The sequence below is a fragment of the Prosthecobacter sp. GW821-HT29F12 genome, from assembly GCF_058803405.1.
Genome location: NZ_CM179517.1, coordinates 4,035,740 through 4,052,657, shown reverse-complemented (window position 1 = coordinate 4,052,657; position 16,918 = coordinate 4,035,740). Strand labels below are relative to the sequence as shown.

General features: G+C 58.4%; 8 protein-coding genes and 1 tRNA gene. 6 read left to right on the top strand and 3 right to left on the bottom strand.

The annotated features are described in order from the left end of the window. Window position 1: 1 nt before the first annotated feature. Window positions 2-2,644: a DEAD/DEAH box helicase gene (locus tag AC3RLQ_RS16640; protein ID WP_493029805.1), complete on the bottom strand. Its 2,643-nt coding sequence runs from the start codon at window positions 2,642-2,644 to the stop codon at window positions 2-4. A gap of 141 nt (window positions 2,645-2,785) precedes the next feature. On the opposite strand from AC3RLQ_RS16640, the gene AC3RLQ_RS16635 reads away from it, so the two are divergent. Both AC3RLQ_RS16635 and AC3RLQ_RS16630 read left to right on the top strand, forming a co-directional pair. Then, entirely contained in the window at window positions 2,786-6,307 is a 3,522-nt protein-coding gene (locus AC3RLQ_RS16635) for a DEAD/DEAH box helicase (RefSeq protein ID WP_493029804.1), read from the top strand. A 421-nt stretch (window positions 6,308-6,728) separates the two neighbouring features. Continuing rightward, window positions 6,729-7,982 (top strand): formylglycine-generating enzyme family protein, encoded by a 1,254-nt coding sequence (locus AC3RLQ_RS16630; RefSeq protein WP_493029803.1) that lies wholly within the window; start codon window positions 6,729-6,731, stop codon window positions 7,980-7,982. Window positions 7,983-8,873: 891 nt separating this feature from the next. On the opposite strand, the gene AC3RLQ_RS16625 is transcribed toward AC3RLQ_RS16630, so the two are convergent. Next, window positions 8,874-11,225: a DUF1549 domain-containing protein gene (locus tag AC3RLQ_RS16625; RefSeq protein ID WP_493029802.1), complete on the bottom strand. Its 2,352-nt coding sequence runs from the start codon at window positions 11,223-11,225 to the stop codon at window positions 8,874-8,876. Between the two features lie 371 nt (window positions 11,226-11,596). Between AC3RLQ_RS16625 and AC3RLQ_RS16620 the strand changes: the two genes are divergently transcribed. The 4 genes from AC3RLQ_RS16620 (at window position 11,597) to AC3RLQ_RS16605 (ending at window position 15,329) form a co-directional block, all read left to right on the top strand. Beyond that, window positions 11,597-11,669: transfer RNA gene (locus AC3RLQ_RS16620), tRNA-Ile, on the top strand. A 139-nt stretch (window positions 11,670-11,808) separates the two neighbouring features. After that, window positions 11,809-12,861 (top strand): ABC transporter substrate-binding protein, encoded by a 1,053-nt coding sequence (locus tag AC3RLQ_RS16615; protein WP_493029801.1) that lies wholly within the window; start codon window positions 11,809-11,811, stop codon window positions 12,859-12,861. Next, complete coding sequence (locus AC3RLQ_RS16610) at window positions 12,858-14,606, top strand: sensor histidine kinase (RefSeq protein ID WP_493029800.1); 1,749 nt, start codon at window positions 12,858-12,860, stop codon at window positions 14,604-14,606. The genes AC3RLQ_RS16615 and AC3RLQ_RS16610 overlap by 4 nt, the downstream gene beginning before the upstream one ends. A 21-nt stretch (window positions 14,607-14,627) precedes the next feature. Next, window positions 14,628-15,329, top strand: a complete 702-nt coding sequence (locus tag AC3RLQ_RS16605; protein WP_493029799.1) for a response regulator — start codon at window positions 14,628-14,630, stop codon at window positions 15,327-15,329. Window positions 15,330-15,336: 7 nt separating this feature from the next. Here AC3RLQ_RS16605 and AC3RLQ_RS16600 read toward each other — a convergent pair whose 3' ends face one another. Then, window positions 15,337-16,593, bottom strand: a complete 1,257-nt coding sequence (locus tag AC3RLQ_RS16600) for a hypothetical protein (RefSeq protein ID WP_493029798.1) — start codon at window positions 16,591-16,593, stop codon at window positions 15,337-15,339. Window positions 16,594-16,918: the final 325 nt, after the last annotated feature.

Genomic DNA, 16,918 nt, shown 5'->3' with positions numbered 1-16,918 from the left:
TTTACACGACAGCTGAGTTCACATCAAGAGCGACCAAGCTCAGCAATTCCTCCGCACCCATGTCGGTGAGCAGTTTTTCGGCGCCGCCGTCGCCGGTGATCAGGTCGTGGGCGAGGCTCATCTTTTCTTCGATCAGCGCGTCGATTCGTTCTTCAATAGTCCCCTGGCAGACAAATTTGTGAACCATGACGTTCTTTTTCTGCCCGATGCGGAAAGCGCGGTCGGTGGCCTGGTTTTCGACGGCGGGGTTCCACCAGCGGTCGAAGTGGATGACGTGGCTTGCGGCGGTGAGATTGAGGCCGGTGCCGCCGGCTTTGACGCTGATAACCATGAAGGGCGGACCATCGGGCTGCTGGAAGGACTCCACTAACTGCGGGCGCTTCTTCACGGCAGTGCCGCCATGGAGGATGAGGCCCTCACGGCCAAAGACGGTGGCGAGGAAGCGGGCGAGTGGATCGCAGGTTTCCTGGAACTGCGTGAAGATGAGCGCGCGTTCGCGGCGTTCGGCGAGTTCACTGCAAATTTCCGCCAGGCGCGTGAATTTGCCACTGTCTGCGGGGTTCCATGCACCGTCGCCGTTCCAATGGCTGGGATGATTGCAGATCTGTTTGAACTTCAGCAGGAAGCCAAGCACGAGGCCCTGGCGCTTGATGGGTTCCATCTCCTTGTCAGCGAGCATTTTGGCGAGTTGATCGACGAGTTTGGCATAGATGGTGGCCTGGCGTTTGGTGAGGCCGCAGAAGGCCTTGGTTTCGATCTTGTCGGGCAGGTCGGTGATGATGCTGCGGTCCGTTTTCATGCGGCGCAGGATGTAGGGCTGCACCAGTTTGCGCAGCGGTGCAAAACCGGCGCTGCTTTTGGCGCAGCGTTTCACCGCATCCGCAAAGGCAGCGGAGCCGCCAAGCAGGCCAGGATTAAGAAAGTCGAAGAGGCTCCAGAGATCGCCGGGACGGTTCTCCACGGGTGTGCCAGTCAACGCAATGCGTGTAGGTGCAACCAAGCGCTTCACGGCCTTCGTGCTGGCGCTGCCGGGATTCTTGATGGCCTGGGCTTCATCGAGGATGACGACGCTCCAGGGGTGCTGCTGCCAGGATTCGGTGCGTTGGAGGAACTGGTAGGTGGTGAGCATTGCATCGCAACCGCGTAGGGCATCGGCAGGGTGCTGCACCGCATGATCGATTGCCTCACGCGAGGTCTGCGAAGGATGTGCGATGAAGAGCCTTAAATCAGGCGCAAACTTGGCGACTTCGGCCTTCCAGTTGCCCACGAGTGAGGCAGGGACAATCAGCAGGCCGGGCGCTCTCGTCTCCTTTTGTCGTGCCAGCAGCAGCGCGATTACTTGGAGTGTTTTGCCGAGACCCATGTCATCGGCGAGGCAAGCGCCGAGGCCGAGGCGGGACATAAACTGGAGCCAGGCGAAGCCTTTGAGCTGGTAGGGGCGGAGGGTGGCGCAGAGATTTGACGGCGGTGGCGATGTGGCGGGATCGCGCATTTGCTGAAGCACTGCTGCGAGGTTCTTGCCTGCCACGATGGTACTCCAATCGTGCACAGCTTCGGTGCTATCTTCCTCCACGCTTGCTAGACGCGGATCAAAGCCAGCCAGCAGCCGCATGCCGTCGAGGAAACCGATGCCGCCTTCGCCGGTGGCATGCTGAACTCTTTCCCAATGCGACATCACCTGCTGGAGTTGGGCACCATCGACTTCGATCCAGCGGCCGCGGAGTGAGACGAGGCCGGTGTCGGCGCTGAGGAGTTTTTCCCATTCGGCGTCGGTGAGGGGTTCGCCTTCAAAGCTGGCGGCGATTTTGAAGTTCAGCAGGGCTCCGGCATGGAGGGAGGATTGCTTGGGGGCATCAATCGTCACGGAGACGGCGGGGCGCGGGCCTTTGCCGCTGCGCCACCAGTCGGGGAGCTTCATGACGATGCCGCTCTCTTGAAAGACTGCGGTTTCGCGCAGAACGCGGAAGGCTTCCTGGGGAGACATGGCCATGGGTTGAAAGAGGCGCTTTGTTTCCAGCCACTCGCGGAGGAGTTTGGATTTTTCGGCGGCGGTGCGCACCGGAGCCAGGAGGGCATTGAGAGCGGTTTGATCTTTCTGGCCGGAGTAAAGCTGCAGTGCACGTGCGAGCGGCAGGTGCTGGGGCTGGCCGGTGGCGCTGAGTTTTTCGGTGAAGGTGGCCAGGAAGGCGAAGGGGCGCTGGGTGTCGGTCTTGTTTTCGGCGAGGTGGAAGGTCACGCGGCCGACGACATGCCAGGCGGGGCATTCTTCGCGAAGCCAGGCCTCCACGCCCTGCGTGGCAAGCTGGGCGATATGCTGCGCGAGATCGAGCCACCAGCGTTCGAGAACCTCGGCGGTGAGGTATTCTGCGCCAGCGAAGGGTGGTGCTGCGGCCATGAAGTCGGTCAGGGAGGGGGCGGGAATACTCAGGGCATCCTTGGTCTGGCAGAGGCGGGTGAAGAACTGCTGGGCAAACTCCCGGAGCCATTTCCAGGGGGGCTCCAGTTCGGCGGTGAGCAAATCGGTGCTCAAAACGCGGAAAATGGCGCTGGGAGAGCCGGCGGCGGCGATTTTCCTGTCCGTCGCCGATTCCGCCACGCCTTCGTGGGAGAGAAAACCTGCGGGGGTGAGGACGGGGGCGAGCATGGGCTGTGTTTGGACGAGGAAGGGTTGTCAAACAAGGAGTGGGAATGTGGAAATTCAGCAATCCTCGTTTCCCAAAGGCCACTGTCCATGCTATCGCTCCGGTTCCCCCGCCGCTGACCGGCGTGGGCCTCAATTCCTCGCATGTCCAGCCTCATCACCGACCTTCCCATTCTGCTCCGACCGTTCGACGCACGCACCCGTCAGGAGGCGGAACGCCTTGCGGACGATGATGCCGTGAGGGGACTGGAACTGCTGGAAGATGAAATGATGGCCGAAGTGCGGCTGGATGACCGCCCGGCGCAGGTGAGATGGCTGCGTGGCGAGCATGGCTGGCACGGCGAGACCGACGTGGATGATGATCAGGAATTGGAGAATCTGGCCCTGTGCACCACGCTGGTGGCCGTGCAGCGGCGTGAGGCCCGTGGCACACTGCCGATGATTCCGGTGGAGGAAGAGGACTTTGAGCACCTGCTGACTGCCAAGCTTGAGCGTCCGCTCACACCTGATGAGGAGAATTATCTGAGCAAGATGGAGAAGCGCTACGAACGTGTGCGCCTCACCGGCAAGATTTTTGACCAGGACATGGTGCGTCTGCATCCGAAGTGGGCGATCCAGAGCCTGGAACCCGTGGCGCTGTGGCCTGAGCCGCCCAAAACCCTGCGTGAGTTCTGGAACTACATCGCGCTCGCGCTCGCTGACAAAGGACTCGCGGTGCCGGCCTTCCTGCGCGGCATGTCCGACATCGACGGCACCCGTGAAGCCCTGCGTGAATGGCGGCACGCCAGCACGGTGCCCACCTGGCAGAAGCGCATCCGCGAATTCATTGATTCACGTCAGGATGACCGGCAGACCCACCGCCAGCCGCCGCGTGTGTGTGATTTCCGCCTGCTCATCACGGTGAATGATGCGCGTCTGCAGATGCGTCTTGAAGGTGAAACGCCATCCCCGTACACCACGGTCGATGCCGCGCTGCTCGACAACCTGCGCCGGGAACATCGTGATGGACGCATCGTGACTTCGGGCACCTCGGAGCTGCTGCTGGTCTCTTGCCTGTCACAGAGCGATGAGAACTGGAATGACTCCTTCCGACTGGAATCCAAACATCATGCGCTATGGCTCGCGACGCTGTTCCAACAGCCTGCGCTGCAGGAGCGCATGATCACCCTGGATGAACTGCCTTTCCAGCGTGTGGCCGAGCCTCTGAGCTGGGTGGCGCGCCTGAGCGAGAACGGCCTGAATCTGACCCTTCAGCTCGAAACAGCGGACGGAACTCCCGCTCCGCTGCCGCTGCGCATTCTGCGCGGGGTGCAGACCTTGTTCCTGAGCTCGGATACTTTGTTCACAGGACCGGTCTGGTTGCATGATGAGTCGCGCATCGACGCGGGTGTCACCATGCCGCTGGAGGCACTGGCCACCGCCGAGGGCATTTCCTTCATGCGTGAGATCGACATCCCGGTGCCTGACGCGATCAAGAGCCGTGTGCGCCATGAGGACCTGCATGTGAACATCACCGCCGCCTGCCTGGCCAAGACCTCGCACTCCGGCGGCGCTGAGTTTGTCACCCTCAAGGCCGAGGCGGTCGATGGAGAAGGACGTGTGCGTGAGATGCTGCGCTTTTCCGGCTGGCAGCCGGTGGATGAAAAAAAAACGACTGAATCTGACGACACCATCGTCTGCCGCGACCGTCGTGCCCTGCGCGACGCCGAAGAGCTGATGAACCAGCTGCGCCGCACCTGGGACATGGAAAATGACGCCTGGCGCGTGCGCATGGCGAAAGATTTCCCGGATGTGTTTCATGCCTGGGCCGGGAAGCTCCCCGAGAACGTCAATCTAAAGACGGATGAAAGCCTGCAGACCATTCTTGCAGATCCGCTGATTGCGCGCGTGCGGATCGAGGCCACCCAGGCCGGCAGCATTGACTGGCTGGACCTGCGCCTGGTTTTTGACATCGAAGGGATGGACCTCAAACCCGCCGACATCCGGCGCCTCATCGCCGCGAAGGGCGAGTTCGTGCGTCTGGCTGATGGCAGCTGGCGCCGTGTGAAGCTGGAGCTCAGCGATGAGCAGCAGGAGATGCTCGACCGTCTCGGCATCGACCTCAATGAGAACAGCGACGAGGCCCATCGCCTGCACTGGCGGCAGCTCGCGCAGGAGAATGCAGCGGAGATCGTCAATCCGAAAGCCTGGAGCAAGATCGTCGAACGCATGGAAGAGGCGAAGCTCGATGCGCGCCCTGACGTGCCCGAGGGGTTGAACGTCACGCTGCGCCCTTATCAGGTCGATGGTTTCCATTTCCTGACCTACCTCACCTCGAATCGATTCGGCGGCATCCTGGCGGATGACATGGGTCTGGGTAAAACCCTGCAGGCCATTACGTGGGTGCTGTGGCTGCGCTCACGCAAAAAAGCGGACGGACCGCACCTGCCCGTGCTGGTGGTCTGCCCGAAATCCGTGCTCGATGTGTGGGCGCTGGAGTTCAAGAAGGGCTCGCCGGATCTGCGGGTGCTCGTGCTGCATGACCGCGATCTGTTTGATCTGAACCTGGTGATGACGCAGATCGACGTGGTGGTGATGAACTACGCGCAGATGCGTGGTTTTGATGGCGAGCTCGCCGCCGTCCGCTGGCTTGCAGCGATTCTCGACGAAGGCCAGCACATCAAGAACCCGGACTCGAAGGCCGCCAAGGCAGCGCGCCAGATTCGCGCCGACAACCGTCTGGTGCTGACGGGGACACCGCTGGAAAACCGCCTGCTCGATCTTTGGAGTCTGATGACCTTTGCGACACCCGGAGCCCTGGGTGAGCGCGCCTACTTCCACCGCCACTTTGACCGCCGCAAAGATCCGCGTGCCTCAGAGCGCCTCGCCGCGCGTCTGCGTCCGTTCCTGCTGCGCCGCACGAAATCCCAGGTGGCCCGCGACCTGCCTTCCCGCAGTGAAGAAAACCTGCTCAGCGAGATGAGCGGCCGTCAGGCAGAGCTCTACAAAGAGGAGCTGGCCCGTGCGCAGCACATGGTGCTGAACAGCTCCGGCTTTGACATGGTGAACCGCCGCCGCTTTGCCATTCTGCAAGCCCTGACGCGCCTGCGGCAGATCTGCTGCCATCCGGGCCTTGTGGACAAAACTGCGGAGAATGAAGAGAGCGCCAAGCTCACTTCCACTCTGGAAGTGATCCAGGGGCTGCATGATGAAGGCCACAAGGTGCTGCTCTTCAGCCAGTTTGTCTCCATGCTGAAAATCATCCGCACCAAGCTGGAAGAAATGAAGCTGCCTTACCACTGGCTCACCGGGGCCAGCACGGACCGTGCGGGAATCGTCAAAGCCTTCCAGGAAGATGAAAACGCCAGTGTGTTCCTGCTGTCCCTCAAAGCTGGTGGCAGCGGTCTGAACCTGACCGCCGCTTCCTACGTCATCCTCTATGATCCATGGTGGAACCCCGCCGTGGAGAATCAGGCGATTGACCGAGCGCATCGTATCGGCCAGACGCAGCCTGTCATGGCCTACCGCATGCTGACGAAGAGCACGATCGAAGAGAAGATCATGACCCTGCAGCACAAGAAGAACCTCATGGTCAACAATGTGCTGGGCGAAGGCGGCTTCACCAACCTGCTGGAGAAGGAAGACTTCGACTTCCTGTTTGATATTGAGGCGGAGCGGACTGTGTAGAGGCGGCTAGATCAGCGCCTGACGGTTTTCCTTTGAGCGAACTGACACGATAACAGTCTTTGAAAAGCAGAGGTGACGGACCGCGCCCATTGGGCGGTTTAAGCCGATGCGAGAGCGGAAGGACCATGCATGGAGAGCCTCAATGGAAAAAATGCATGGCCTGTGGTGCTCCACTGATGTGTGGTGGCAGGAGGGCAAGCCGGCCTGATAAGTCGTAAGCTTGGCGAGAGATGGGGGGCGGAAAAAGCCCTGTTTCCTCATGCTTGGTGCGGGCTGGCGTCCTCATTGGCGATGAGAAAAACCAACCTGAACGACCGGAGGTTTTTCTTGTCGGGTTTCTATTGTCCGATTAAAAAAGCTTATGATGACGCCATTCGCTTCAACGATCAATGTCTGCCCACGCCAACAAGCGAAGCTTTGCATGCGAGGATCAAGACTCCTCCCTGCGGTTCTGTTCGTTGTCTTCCTCACCGCCCTATGCGCTGCTCCGCCTCCGGAGCTGGCGGCGTTGCAGCAGCAATATGCATTTGTCGTCGCGGAACGAGTGACCAGCCCTTATAACACGGGCATTGAAGCGCTGAACACCAAGTTCCTCATTGCACTCACCAATGCCGGTGATGAGGCAAAAAAGGCAGGGAAGTTGCCTGAGGCACTGGCGATTGAGGAGGACAAGAAGCTCATCGCGAGCAAGCAGCCGCTGCCTGAAAAAGATGATGAGAAGACACCGGCTTCCCTGATAAAACTGCATGCCGTTTACCGCCTGGAGTCGGCGAAGCTCGCTCGGCAGCGCACGGCCGCCCATGCCGCCCTGCTGCCAGCCTACACAGCGAAGCTGAAAGAGCTGGAGAGCATCCTGCTCAAAGGGGACCGCCTGGAAGATGCGAAGGAAGTGATGCAGTATCGTGAGGGATTGGGGGCAGCGCCAACGCCATCCGAGACGGGAAAAGAGTTCGTCAACAGTCTTGGCATGAAATTTGTGCCGGTGAAGGGCACGAAGGTGATGTTCTGCATTCATGAGACGCGCTTCAAAGACTACGATGCCTATGCGGCGGAGGTTCCGGGCGTCAACGACGCCTGGAAAGATCAGAGCGTCAACGGTTACACCCCCGCAGAAAACAAAGAAGAGCATCCCGTCGTCCGAGTGAACTGGGCAGACGCCCAGGCGTTTTGTTCATGGTTGAGCAAGAAAGAAGGCAAGACCTACCGCCTGCCCACGGATCAGGAATGGAGCTATGCAGTTGGTATCGGACGTGAAGAGAAGTGGAAGCAGGGGACGACTCCTGCCACGGTCGTCAAAAACCAGACGGATCTCCCCTGGGGCAGCAAGTGGCCGCCACCGAAAGGGGAGGGAAATTTTTCGGACCAGAGCCGGAAGACTAAAGCACCCAACAGCGAGGCGACTTATCTCGATGGTTATGACGACGGTTTCCCAACCACGGCACCTGTCATGAGTTTCAAGCCAAACAAGCCAGGCCTCTACGATTTGAGCGGCAATGTGTGGGAATGGTGTCAGGACTGGTATGACAATACACAAAAGGACCGCGTACTTCGGGGAGGTTCGTGGAGCAGTCCTAACCAAGGTGATCTGTTATCTTCAAATCGTCTTCACAACACCTCTGATCTGCGCTTTGCTGACCGTGGCTTCCGTGTGGTGCTGGAACAACAGGCTCCGTGACGGGCAGGCTCAGGCAGGAGGATTCGAGAGGCTTTCCGCGCATGGTGCCTCACGCGATCAATCGTGGGCGCTGCCCATCTGTGGCGCGGCAGCGTTTTGTGCCGCTGCTGCGCGGTTTAACAGCGACTCCGTGGGTTTGCACCCACGGCTACGATTATGCCAGTCCTCCGGGCATTAGGAGGGGGGGAATCAAGCGTTATAGAATTGGCTGGTATGATTTTACCAAAGCTCAAGCGATGCTTTGCGAGCATGGCCTGGTCCAGACTAGGCGGTGTTTGAATGACTTGGCTAGGCAGGCGCTTTGCGTTTTGGAACCGAAGCGTAGCGAAGATAGACAGCCGAAGGGTAAGCGAAGCGAATCAATGCGCGGCCCTCCGACGCTTTCGAGTGCCTCATGGACTGCGTAAAGCTCCACAGGGCTGGAGCACTCCAGGACGCTGTCGCGATCTCCAGAATGCCGCGGCCTGACTCAACGCCGAGGTTTTTCAAACACGACCAAGTTCGGACACGTTATTGCAGGGCATGCGAATCTTGGACAGCCGGTGATGTTGATTCAAGGGATTCGCATGGATACATGGGCATCTGCTTTGTTCTGCACCCTGTTGTCATAAACAAGCCCTTCGTTTCCTGCTTTTAATGGCTCTCCGATTTTCATCTCGACAAGTTTTGCTGAGTCGTGGCATACAGAGCAATCAGTCCACATTCCGTGTCAGGCGCTTCATTGTGAAAATCCCACCGGGAGCACTTTTTGCTTTTGGGAGGACTTCGGCCCGAGAGCGAATTCAGTGCCCCGAACGATCAAGTCGCCCAGGGTTACAACCGAACGTCGGCGATCTTGCCTGCTGAGTCTTGGCAGGGTTGGCTCGATGGGGGAACGTCGAAGGCAGTTGCTTACTGATTGAAGATGAACTGCCGGGTGTTGATCAGTGCGTAGATCAGGTCCTCCACAGTGCTGAGGCCCTTCTCCTGGGCCTGAAGGCAGAGGTCCTTTTCCCTGGCAGTGGGCATGCGGGAAAGCACGGCCATATAAACGGCATCAATTCTTTCGTCGGCAGACCGGGCCCTGCCCACGGTGAGCATGAGCTGGCTGTAGCGGTCAACGATTTGCGGCAGGAGCTCTCCATTCATCAATGCCAGAGCCTGGGGAACGGAGGCTTCACTGTTGCTGTTCTCAATGAATTCCCGGTCGCTCTGGCCAAATTCGCGCAGGAAATGACCGCGCGGAGCGGGGCTTTCGATTTCCGCAGCGCGCAGCCACTGCTGGGACTTCCTGGCCCGCGAACGGAAGTAGTCCCGCCACTGCTTCCGGGGGATGGCATAGTACGTGGCCTCTTCGCTCCAGGCCTTTATCTCAGCTTCGGCGGCCTCCGCCTTGGTCGTCTTGATCTTGCCATCTTCAGGGGACATCGTGTGCTCGTCGTTGGCAGCGCCGGCCGCCTGCATGCCGGCACTGGGGGTGGATTGAATGGGAACCTTCCGATTGGGTTCATAAGCAATGGTCTCGAAGGGCTTGCCGGTGACTTTCTCGAAAAGCTTTTTTTGGCCGGGAATGATCACGTCCGTCATGACAGTACGGCGGGCATTGTTATAAAGGGCCGTGATCTCACGGTTGATGGATTTCACTTTCGCATTGCACTCAGCAGCGCGGGTGATGGCAGTCGTTTTTTCAGGTCCGGTGAGTTTGGCGGCGATGGATTGGTATTTTTTGGCCTCATCGCGGGCCTCCGCCATCAGCTTCTTCATGGCTTCCAGACCTTCCGGTTGCTCCTGGTACTTCTTGGCTGCCGCTTGAATGCTCTTGAGCGTCTCAGCCGGATCGGCGATTTTTCCCACCGCCAGCCTGCGCTGCTCCAAGTATTCGCGGGCGGTCATGTTTAGCATGTCGGGATTCGGGTTGATCAGCGTCACAAAGCTGTCCCACAATTGCTCGGCGGTCATGCGGCGCAGCAGCGGGCCCGTGAAGTGGCAGGCAGTCCCAGGCGCCAACTCCTCGTGGGAGGCCTGGCGCTGGTAGGTGCTCGTGTTGAAAAGGATGCGCAGATACGCCTTCATGTCGTAATTCAGGCTGACCATCAGCTTTTCAAGATGGCTCAACAATTCGGGATTCACCGCCACGGTAGTGTCCGTGAGATCGTCGAGCGGCTCGATGAGGGCGAGGCCGAAGGCCTTTTTCCACAGGCGATTGACCACGACCTTGTTGAAGCGGTCGTTGGCGGGATTCGCCAGCCAGCGTGCGTAGGCCTGGACCCGTGTTTCACCTGGCAGAGGAGTACATGCATGGCCCGTCATGGCTGCCGCTTCGACGACGGATTGGGGCTTCGCATCATCATACCTGTAATCCTTTGGCAGAGTGAGCTTGCGCCTCTCGTCAAAGGTCACCTTGGGATAGTGCGGGTTGCCACGATACAGGGCCTGATTGAATAAACGCTCAGCCTGGTGCAAGGCCTCCTCAGCCTCCTGGCGTGCCCGCCTCACTTTCTCCACCTCCGCCCAGTAAGCGAGGCGTTCGGCCTCAGCAGCCGTGTTTTTGGGCCATTTAGGCTCTTTGAACATGGTATGAATGGCCATGTCTTGATCACGCACAAGGTCGCTGATGCCGCCCGCGACACCGCCGCCGTAGTCTCTGATCTCCGCGCCATAGGTGAAGGCGGCCATCTCGTAGAACTGCTTCTGTGTCCATTTGTCAAAGGGGTGGTTGTGGCACTGGGCGCATTCGATGCGGGTGCCCAGGAAGACGCGCACCGTGCTTGCCGTGTTGTCCAAGGGCATGCCACGATCACGTTTGTAGTAGCCAATCGCACCATCGGACCAGGCCTTGCCCTCTCCGGCGATCATCTCCCGCACGAACATGTCGTACGGCTTGTTGCTGCGCAGCGCATCCTTGACGAAATGAACATACGCTGGGCCTGTGCGCTGGGCCTTGGATTGTACCCGCAGCACATCCGCCCAGTAATGGAAGTAGTTCTGCACATAGCCCTCGGAATCGAGGAGCTTGTCGATCAGTGCCGCCCGCCTTCCCTCTTCGCTGGAAGCCAGAAAATCCTCAGCTTCACGCGTGGTGGGAATGCGGCCCACCACATCCAGATAGATGCGGCGCACGAAAACATTGTCATCCGCCGGGGCGTTGGGCGTCAAGTTGTTAGCCGCCCAGTCCCGCGCCAGAAGCGCGTCAATTTCAGCGGCGGCGGCGGAAACTGCGGTGTCGGCCCGGGCGAGCGTCCCAAGCCAAAATGTGGCGATCATTGAACATGCCAGAAGGCTTCTCATGCGAGGTGAAACGCAGGATCACGCCCTGCTGTTGCAGACGGTTGCGTCGTCCCAGAACTATGAGTTGGGAAAAGCATCAACTTCAGCGCGGTCCCACTTTTGGAAAACATGGGGTTCTGCTATTGCAATCGCCGTCATTGAGGCAATGAGGTGCGGTGGTTTAGGGGACTCAAGGCTTGTCGCTCCGCTCCTGCGTCCTTGGCTGAGTCCATGGGTCTTTCAGACCCAGTGAGGCGAGGCGTTTTGACGAAGGGCGGCAGGGGGGCATGGCGGCCTACAATGAAGGCAGCGAGATCATTAGTTGCCGCGTGTTCTGTACGATGCATAATCAGACGCTCCGTGCGCACGCTCCTGTAGCTCAACGGTTAGAGCAGGGGACTCATAATCCCTTGGTTGCGGGTTCGAATCCCACCGGGAGCACTTCATTTTCGTCCTGCCTTGCCCGCCTTGGTGATTGTGTTATTGTGATGCACCCGCTCCTGTCTCAAGGCAGGTATGGCAGAGGGGGGGATTCTCTGATGCTACCAGGCCTTGGACCGCCATTAGCGGGGTTGCTGGGGTGGGGGCAAAGGAAATTCATCGGTTCTTGTGTGCCTTCCAAATTCGTAAGATCATGGGGACAATGAAAAAAGCCACGATCTATCAACTGCTTCCGACTTTCATTGTGGGGGGGGTGTTGTGCGCTGCTGGCATGTTCTGGTCATCTTTCGAAGACAAAAAGTCCTTCACGGTGGCGGTCAATATCTGGCCGGGCATGGAGGCGATGCTGATGAGGACGCAGTCGAGAAAACTGCAGAACGAGAGGATTAATTTTGTGGAAATGTCCTGGTCTTCCGCAGCCACCGGGGCCTTTCGCCTGCGCGTGGCGGATGCGGCGATCGTGACGTTGGATGAACTGCTTCGGCTGGAGGATGACGGTGCCAGGCCGCGTGCGGTTTTAGTGCTGGGGATTTCCGCCGGCTCTGACACCATTCTGGGGCACCCAGGCCAGAAAAGCATTTCTGACCTTCGGGGAAAAAGAGTGGGCGTGGAGCTGAAATCTTCAGGCGAACACCTGCTGCTGCATGCATTGAAAAAGAACGGCATGTCGATGAAGGACATTCAGGTGGTGCCACTGAACCAGGCGGAAACTGAAACGGCGTATGATGACACAGATCTGGATGCGGTGGTGACAGCGGACCCATGGAGCCTCCGGCTGAGAGACAAGGGGGCCGTGGTGCTGTATGATTCACAGGAGGTGGGACTGGAACTCAGCCGGGTGCTGGTGGTCAGTGAAGATGCTCTTAAAACCTATTCAAAGGAGGTTCAAACCTTGGTGTCATCTCATCTCAAACATGTCTTAAAATCAGGGGAAATAGATGCGGGTGCAGAAGGACTGGATGTCATACTGCGTCGTGAGAACCTGACGCCGGAGCAGTGGGACAGGGCTGTGAAATTGATCCATGCGCCGGATGTGGAGGAAAACCTGCGGCTGATGAATCCAGACGGCGGAGGGCTTGTGAAGTGCTTGAAAAAAATGGCGGCAGACATGCGGCGGGAGAACTTGCTGGCGCATGATTTTAAAATGGAACCGCTGCTCAACTCCACCTTTGTCCAAAAAAGCAGGCCATGATATTCCACTCCTTGCAGTTCAGACTCTCGGCGCTGGTCTTCGCTTTTGGCCTGCTGCTGATCGGCATGTCCATTCTCAGGCAATATGACCGGGATGTGAAGTCTCATGTGCAGCAGGTGCGTCTGGACGCCTATCAGGAGGGCACGCGGCTGGCCGGCTTGTCACAGCATTTCTTCAGACGACGGCTGCCTCAGTCGGCGGACTTGGCGATCAGCTATGCCTCGGTCCAGCCGGACCTGAAACTGGGCGTGGTGGTGGACGGGAAAGACATCATTCGCAATGCCACGCGGAAACAATGGCGCGGAGTCTCCCTGTGGTCCTGCCCACTGGGTGTTTCGCCGGGGGTGATCAAACAGTCCAAAGAAACGCCGGAAGGGGTGCTCGATGAAGATTTGGAAAACGGAAGACTGACCGCGATTTTCCCCTTTCGGGATGTCATTGGGGAAATGAGCCAGGGGCTCGTGATTCTGGAGTATGATTTGAGCGCGGTCTTTGCGGCGGCGGTGAATCACGCGATGCACGAGTCATTGGTCCAGGCGTGCCTGCTTGCCGGGGGATGCCTGCTGCTGTGGTCGCTGCTGCGTCTGCTGGTCACAGAGCGCGTCAAACTGATCGTGGAACAGACGAAGCACATCGGTCCCGATGAGATGATTCTCAAGCCCATTGATGGAGGCGATGAGCTGGAGACGATTTCGAGGAGCATTGCCGATGCCGCGAGAAAGTTGCAGGACTCGGAATGGCGCTTCAGTCAGATCGCCTCAAACATGCAGGATGTGTTTTGGGTTGCACCTCCGGATCCCCAAACACCGGTCTATGTGAACAAAGCCTATGCGGAGCTTTTCGCCCGGCCGGTGTCTGCTTTGCTGACCCATCACTGGGACTGGCTGAGAACGGTGGCGCGCAGAGACCGCAGCGTGGCCTTGAGAATGCTGCGCCGATTGCGCAGTGCCCCCGGCGAGGCTGAAATCGAAATACGTGTGAATGTCAGCGGCAGAACCGAATGGCTGAGGTGCCGTGGCTTTTCCACCATGAGGCATGGCACGGAATCTGAAAAGCTGCAGGTGGCCGGGATCGTCAGCATCATCACGGAGCAGAAGGAAATGGAAAAGTATCTGATCGAGACGGCGGAAAATGAACGCCGGCGCATTGGCCAGGATTTGCATGATGATGTCTGCCAGCGTCTGGCTGCTGCTCAGTTGAAAAGCGGAGTGCTGGGCGGCATTCTGAAACGTGAAGGTCATGCGCAGTCCACTCTGGCGGCTGACGTGGCGCGGGAGCTGGCAGAGGCTTCTGAACTCACACGCGGCTATGCGCGCGGGCTGGCTCCGGTGGCGGTAAGACCGCAGGAACTTCCGGACGCGCTGGACGACCTGCGCAAATTTCTGGAACGTGCTTTTAACATCCGGTGTCACATAGCATGCGAAGAGGTTTCGCATGTCCTGAAGACCGAAGAGGCGGCGCTCATCTATCGCATCGCGCAGGAACTGGCCACGAATGCGGCCAAGCATGGGCGATCAACCTGGGTGGACATCAGGCTGGCGATAGCTTTGGGCTGCCTGCGCCTTGAAGTCTCCAACGACGGTGTGAGCTTCAATCCGGTGGAAGGCGCGCGCAGCAAGGGCATGGGACTGTACATGCTGCGTCAGCGAGTGGATGCACTGGGTGCCGTTTTGACTTTTCAACCGCGCGAAGTAGCGGAAGGTGGGACGCTGGCAATTTGTGAAATGCCACTTGCAAGCCGCTGACATATCAAGTTTCAAACCAACATGAGCACTTCCCAACCCAAAACTCCTGAAACCCAGGGCGCAGCGCGGAAACGTGTGGCGCTTCTGGACGACCACACGATGATGAGAAATGGCATGAAGGTGTTCATCGACAGCCTGCCGGATTTCGAATGCTGCTGGGAGGCGGCGGACTGCAAGACGGCGCTGGAAAAGGTGGAGTCTGACATGCCGGACATCCTGCTGGTGGACATCACCCTGCCGGACCGCAACGGGCTGGAGTTCATCAAGGACGTGCATTCAGTGCATCCAGACTTGATCATGCTGGTCGTTTCGATGCATGACGAGGCCTACTATGCCCACCGAGCCCTCAAGGCAGGTGCCAAAGGGTACATGATGAAAAACATGGGCTATGATCTCTATGAAGCGGCCCTGCGGAAAGTGGCCTCCGGTGGAAGCTGGCTGAGTGACGTGGTCTCAGAGCAGATCCTCAAGGCTTACACCAGCGGCACCAAGCCCCGTATGGAGGGCGGGCTGGATGCACTGACTGATCGTGAGTTTGAAATTTTCCAAATGATGGGAGATGGACGCGGCACGCATGAAATTGCCGAGTCTTTGCGGATCAGCCCCAAAACCGTGGACGTGCACCGCATGAACATCCGCACTAAAATGAAGCTGGAGGATGGAGCTGCGGTGACGCGTTTTGCCATCCGCTGGGTGGAGTCGCGAAAGCTCGGGCAAGGCTGAGCTGCGGCTACTTTTTGTGCCGAAAACCGACGATGCGCGCCTTGCCGGGCTCAACGTCGTAGAGCTTGGAAAGATCCTGCAGCCGCATCAGCAGCCACGGGGTGAGAAGGTTGGAGCCGTTTTTGGTGAAGAGGATGTCGTCTGCCAGATAGGTGGCTGAATGCACGGCGCGGCCGTCCGGGGTGATGAACATGAGCACGTCACCATAGCGGTAGGGGGGCTCCACCTTGTCGAAATCCTGTTTCACCAGACTGGTGGCGAGGCGTGTGTCCAGCAGGAAGTGCTGGGGATTGAGGTTGAAAAAATTCAAGCTCGTCCAATGACAGTCAGGCAGGCGCCCTTCGGCGGTGTAGCTGATGTCCGGATAGGTGTAGAGGAGTTTGCGTGGCAGCGGCGGCAGCAGATGAAGGATGTCGAGATGTGAGAGACCCTTGGTTTGAAGGATGGCGCGCATCAGCGGCTCCAGCTCTTTTTGACGCAGGCCAAGACCCGTGGACCAGTAGTTCAGAAGGTCGGGGATGGAGTCATCCTGCGAGAGCTCCAGCTGGGCCATCAGCGTGCGCACCCGTGTGAGCTTGCGCATGATGAAGCGAGCTTCAGCCACGTTTTCAGCCTGACTGAGCAGGAGTGGTATGTCTGCGAAGACCAGCGCATTGCCTGCCTTGTAGGAGAGGCTTGAAATCTTGCTGACGATGGAGGCGGAGAGTCCGGATTCGCGGGCCCATTCCTCCACCGAATCTGTCAAAAAGAACACCGGTGAATACTGGAATGCATTGGCCGGACTGCGTGCAAGGTGGGTGTAAATGATCGCTCTATTTTCCGGGGTCAGATTTTCCAAGTCGGTGGCGGAGGGAAAGACATAGGCATGTTGTGAGTCTTTGACCACGCGCTTTGGTGACAGAATCTGATCAAGCCTTTCCTGAGGCATGCCGGCGCTTCTGAGCAGAGTCTCGATTTGATCGAGCTCAGTGATGTCAAAAACCCACTTCGTGGTCGTGCTGGGAAGTGGAAACTTCTCCACCACATAGTCGGGTGCTTCGAGATAGAAGTAATAGTAGCTGACACGCCCCCACGGTCCGCTGGCACAGGCGTAAAGCTCATTCTGAGGGAGAGCAGAGCGGTCTTCAGCGCCAGCGTGCGCACTGGCAAAGATCACCAGCAGCAGAATGACGGATGATAGCCTGGCAATGGCATGAGCGAGATGCGGGAACTGATTGTTTCGGCAGGGAGAAACGACAAATGCAGGCGATGAAAATGAATGCATGCGGGGCGCAGATATGGAGCAGTGGGTTTGGATGACAGGTGCCTCAATTTCATGAGGCTGACCCAATGAAACGCGCATGAACCCAACGTTGGATCATGTGCAATTCAACCGGGTTTAGAGTTCAAAATCATCCGTTTTTAGAACCATAAGCAAATCCTTCAGATGCAACTCTGCCAATAGTGTATTTCCGGACACGGGCAAACTGCACTGATGCGCAAGCCACGACCCCAATAGGCAGAAAGAATCATTCAGTCAGAATGAGCGGGTAATAACGGAGCTGTGCCCGGCAGCCCTTCCCAACCCACCCCATTCATGAAAGCAATGA

Excerpts from the sequence above, each read along its gene's own strand:
- AC3RLQ_RS16640 (WP_493029805.1), bottom strand. The coding sequence starts at position 2,644 with ATGCTCGCCCCCGTCCTCACCCCCGCAGGTTTTCTCTCCCACGAAGGC.
- AC3RLQ_RS16635 (WP_493029804.1), top strand. The coding sequence starts at position 2,786 with ATGTCCAGCCTCATCACCGACCTTCCCATTCTGCTCCGACCGTTCGAC.
- AC3RLQ_RS16630 (WP_493029803.1), top strand. The coding sequence starts at position 6,729 with ATGCGAGGATCAAGACTCCTCCCTGCGGTTCTGTTCGTTGTCTTCCTC.
- AC3RLQ_RS16625 (WP_493029802.1), bottom strand. The coding sequence starts at position 11,225 with ATGATCGCCACATTTTGGCTTGGGACGCTCGCCCGGGCCGACACCGCA.
- AC3RLQ_RS16610 (WP_493029800.1), top strand. The coding sequence starts at position 12,858 with ATGATATTCCACTCCTTGCAGTTCAGACTCTCGGCGCTGGTCTTCGCT.
- AC3RLQ_RS16605 (WP_493029799.1), top strand. The coding sequence starts at position 14,628 with ATGAGCACTTCCCAACCCAAAACTCCTGAAACCCAGGGCGCAGCGCGG.
- AC3RLQ_RS16600 (WP_493029798.1), bottom strand. The coding sequence starts at position 16,593 with ATGCATTCATTTTCATCGCCTGCATTTGTCGTTTCTCCCTGCCGAAAC.